We start from the raw sequence: 3,357 nt of genomic DNA, 5'->3' as shown, positions 1-3,357 counted from the left end.
AGCATCGGCTTCGCTCGGTTCTGAATTGAACTTTCAGTTAAATCCAGCCCGCACTTCGCCAATACTTTTTCCGTTATGTGATATGGCATCAAAAATCACGCTCCGAAATAAACTCCACGATTTTTAGTGAATAAAAAAGAAACTGAATCCAGACCAAAAATGCGTGAAAACAAGGTCTGAATTCATTTTCTGCTTGACTGACTGAATATATCACGGACTTGACTTAAAAACTGATTTCTGACACCACATCACTAACGGAATATGTGCGTGAAAACAATTTAACGCGTCAAAATCACTCTGCTGAAAAAATTCTGACTGAAAATCCTACGCAAAATCTTTCCGAAAAAATTTTTGAATTTTAGCGATCTGAAATTTTAACTGTGTGAATAAATTCGCGCTTGAGTTTTAAAAATGACGCTGAATTTTAAAAACCTTGCTGAATGAAACTTCTGAAAACTGAATCTAACTGAATAAAAAATTATGGAAAATTGCCACATCACATAACATGGGTTTGGCAAAAGCGGGGCGGAGAGTTATCATTTAGAAGATTTCAGCACTTTTCGCCGCAAAAAACCATTTCGTTTTTTTTATTTTTTTGTAATTTTGAAAAAACGAAAATGGTTTTTGCTCGGTTCGTGTTTAGTTGGAATTTCCGTCCTTCTTATCCCCGCCTTCGCCAAGCCCTTTCCCGTTAGCTGTAATTTTTAAACAACATTATGAATACTAAATTTCTACAAATATTTCTAATCTTATTTTTTTCCAATTTTTGGGCTCAAAACATTGAAAAACTTGATAATAATTTTGGATTTCGAAAATTCAAATTCGGTACAGATATTTCACAAATAAAGAATATTAAAAATAATAATTCCAAATTTAATAATATGGATGAATATATTTATGAGGGAAATGACATAACTGACATTCAAAATGTAAAAATAAGTAGAATTAATTTATATTTTTTAAACAAAAAACTTGCTGCTATTTTCATAGCTTTCGGATGGGAAAATGATTATAACTCAGAGCAATTTTCTCAAGTCACATACGGTTTAGAGAATTCTTTTGGTAAACCAACAGCTAGTAATTGCAAAGGAGAAGTTTCTTTATTAAATTGTAATATTTGGATGGGGAAAAAAGTAAAACTAGAACATACAAGATCAAGAACTAAGGATAATTATTTGTTCGGGCTAATTATGTTTGAAGAGTTAAATATGAGACAAAAAAGAATAAATTCAGATTTTTAAGTAATGAAATACAATATTGGAGATATTGTTAGGATAAAAACTAACCAACAAGAAAGTTATATTATCCTCGCAACAAAAAAACAAATTTTAAATAATTCATATTTAAATCAAATTGAAAAGAAACTTGTTGTGAAAAATATTAATAGAATAGCTGAAAATGATTTATTCACGCAAAAAGGGTTTGATTATACAATAGCTAAAATCAAAACTATTACAAATGAAGAATTTGTTTTACACGAGGAGTTTATTTATGTTTTTGAAGAAGATTTAGAATAATAAAAACTACAGCTAACATAGTATTTGCAAAAGGCGGGGTTGAATCTATAAAACCACTACCCCATACATTTAGTCGCAACTTGCTTTTCATATTACTTTTTTTGTAATTTGGTAATCTGAAAAAGCAATTTGCTTCGGTTGGTCGAAATTGAACTTTCAGTTAAATTTAGCCCGCCCTTCGCAAATACTTTTTCCGTTAGCCGTAATTATTTTTGGAACATAATCATAAATATTATTATTTTGTTAAAAATTGTACTTATGAATTTTTTTACAAAATTGTTTGGCCTACATCAAGGTGAAGAAAAACCAGAAAAAGTAAGAGAAAGTATAATATCTAATATTTCATTTCGAGGTGCAAATCTTTGGATTTTGGCATTTGCAATCTTAGTTGCATCGGTTGGTCTTAATGTTAATTCAACTGCTGTAATCATTGGTGCCATGCTTATTTCTCCACTTATGGGACCTATTGTTGGAAGCGGATTTGCATTGGCCACTTATGATTTCGATTTACTGAAAAGATCAATTAAAAATCTTTTTATTGCAACTCTGGTTGGTTTTATTGTATCTGCAACATACTTTTATATAAGTCCTTTTAAAGAGGCTCAATCGGAATTATTAGCCAGAACTTCACCCACTATTTACGATGTTTTAATTGCTTTTTTTGGAGGAATTGTAGGTGCAATTTCCATAACACGTATCGACAAAGGAAATCCAATTCCTGGTGTTGCAATTGCCACGGCTCTTATGCCGCCACTCTGTACAGCCGGTTTTGGATTAGCGACTTTAAATTTTAAATATATTGCAGGAGCATTATATTTATATTCGATCAACTGTTTTTTTATAGGAATTTCTACTTTCCTCATAATTAAATATTTAAAATACGAACCAATAAAAACAGAAAATAAAAACTTCGACAAAAAAGTTAAAACAACAATTTATCTTTTAATGGCTCTAATGATCATTCCAAGTTTCTATCTTGCATATACTTTATTACAAGAAAAAAAATATTCCCAAAGCACAGAAAATTTTATAAATAATGAGTTTTATAACAAAGGATATACAATCATTTATAAAAATATAGATTATAACTCTAATCCTAAAAAAATACAATTAGCTTTATTAAGTAAAAAATTCGATAGCACAGAAATAATAATTCTTAATCAAAAATTATTGAATTATAATTTAACAAATACTAAGTTAGAAATTAAACAAAACACTTCTGATCTAAGAAAAGATATATTGGCGGAAATAAAGAAGAATACAAATAACATCTCTGAGAAAGATTTACAAATCAACAATTTATCGAATGAAATAAATTCTTACAAAGTAGGAAATAACGAAATTAACAAGGAAGTTAAAATACTTTTTCCTGAAATTAATGAAATATATTTTGGAAAAATACATAATTATAAAAAGCCAGATTCGATAACTACAAGAACTGCAATTATCTATAAAAGTGAAAAAAATATAGACGAATCAAAATTTAAAAGCTGGCTCATCACAAGGTTTAATGACAAAAAAATAATGGTTATTAATGAAAAATAATATAACTACAGCTAACATAGTATTGGCAAAATGCGGGGTTAAATTTATAATAGAAAGATTTGTTTGTATTTCGTCGCAAAAAAACTTTTCGTTTCACGGTTTTTTTGTAATTTGGTTCAACGAAAAAGTTTTTTGCTAATTGTCGTGTAAGTTGAACATTTTCAACTTCTTATCCCGCACTTCGCCAATACTTTTTCCGTTATCTGCAATCTTAAAAAATGCATATTCCTGAAATAGGTTGACAAAAAATTCATTAAATATTGTCAAGCTATGGAACAACAAAAAATCATTAGGT

3 protein-coding genes are annotated in these 3,357 nt (G+C 28.9%); all 3 read left to right on the top strand.

The window, feature by feature from the left end:
* Positions 1 to 716: 716 nt before the first annotated feature.
* The 3 genes from AC23MB_RS14125 (at position 717) to AC23MB_RS14115 (ending at position 3,062) form a co-directional block, all read left to right on the top strand.
* On the top strand, positions 717 to 1,241 hold the full coding sequence (locus AC23MB_RS14125; protein WP_487787621.1) for a hypothetical protein: 525 nt from the start codon (positions 717 to 719) through the stop codon (positions 1,239 to 1,241).
* A 3-nt stretch (positions 1,242 to 1,244) separates the two neighbouring features.
* Positions 1,245 to 1,517: a hypothetical protein gene (locus tag AC23MB_RS14120; RefSeq protein WP_487787620.1), complete on the top strand. Its 273-nt coding sequence runs from the start codon at positions 1,245 to 1,247 to the stop codon at positions 1,515 to 1,517.
* A gap of 258 nt (positions 1,518 to 1,775) precedes the next feature.
* Positions 1,776 to 3,062: a DUF389 domain-containing protein gene (locus AC23MB_RS14115; RefSeq protein ID WP_409508892.1), complete on the top strand. Its 1,287-nt coding sequence runs from the start codon at positions 1,776 to 1,778 to the stop codon at positions 3,060 to 3,062.
* The last annotated feature ends 295 nt before the right edge of the window (positions 3,063 to 3,357 follow it).

The organism is Soonwooa sp. T0.1_25, assembly GCF_057652215.1.
This window is presented reverse-complemented; position numbering and strand designations above follow the sequence as displayed.

What these genes read in the sequence shown, in the direction of transcription:
- AC23MB_RS14125 (WP_487787621.1), top strand. Translation starts at nt 717, where the DNA reads ATGAATACTAAATTTCTACAAATATTTCTAATCTTATTTTTTTCCAAT.
- AC23MB_RS14120 (WP_487787620.1), top strand. Translation starts at nt 1,245, where the DNA reads ATGAAATACAATATTGGAGATATTGTTAGGATAAAAACTAACCAACAA.
- AC23MB_RS14115 (WP_409508892.1), top strand. Translation starts at nt 1,776, where the DNA reads ATGAATTTTTTTACAAAATTGTTTGGCCTACATCAAGGTGAAGAAAAA.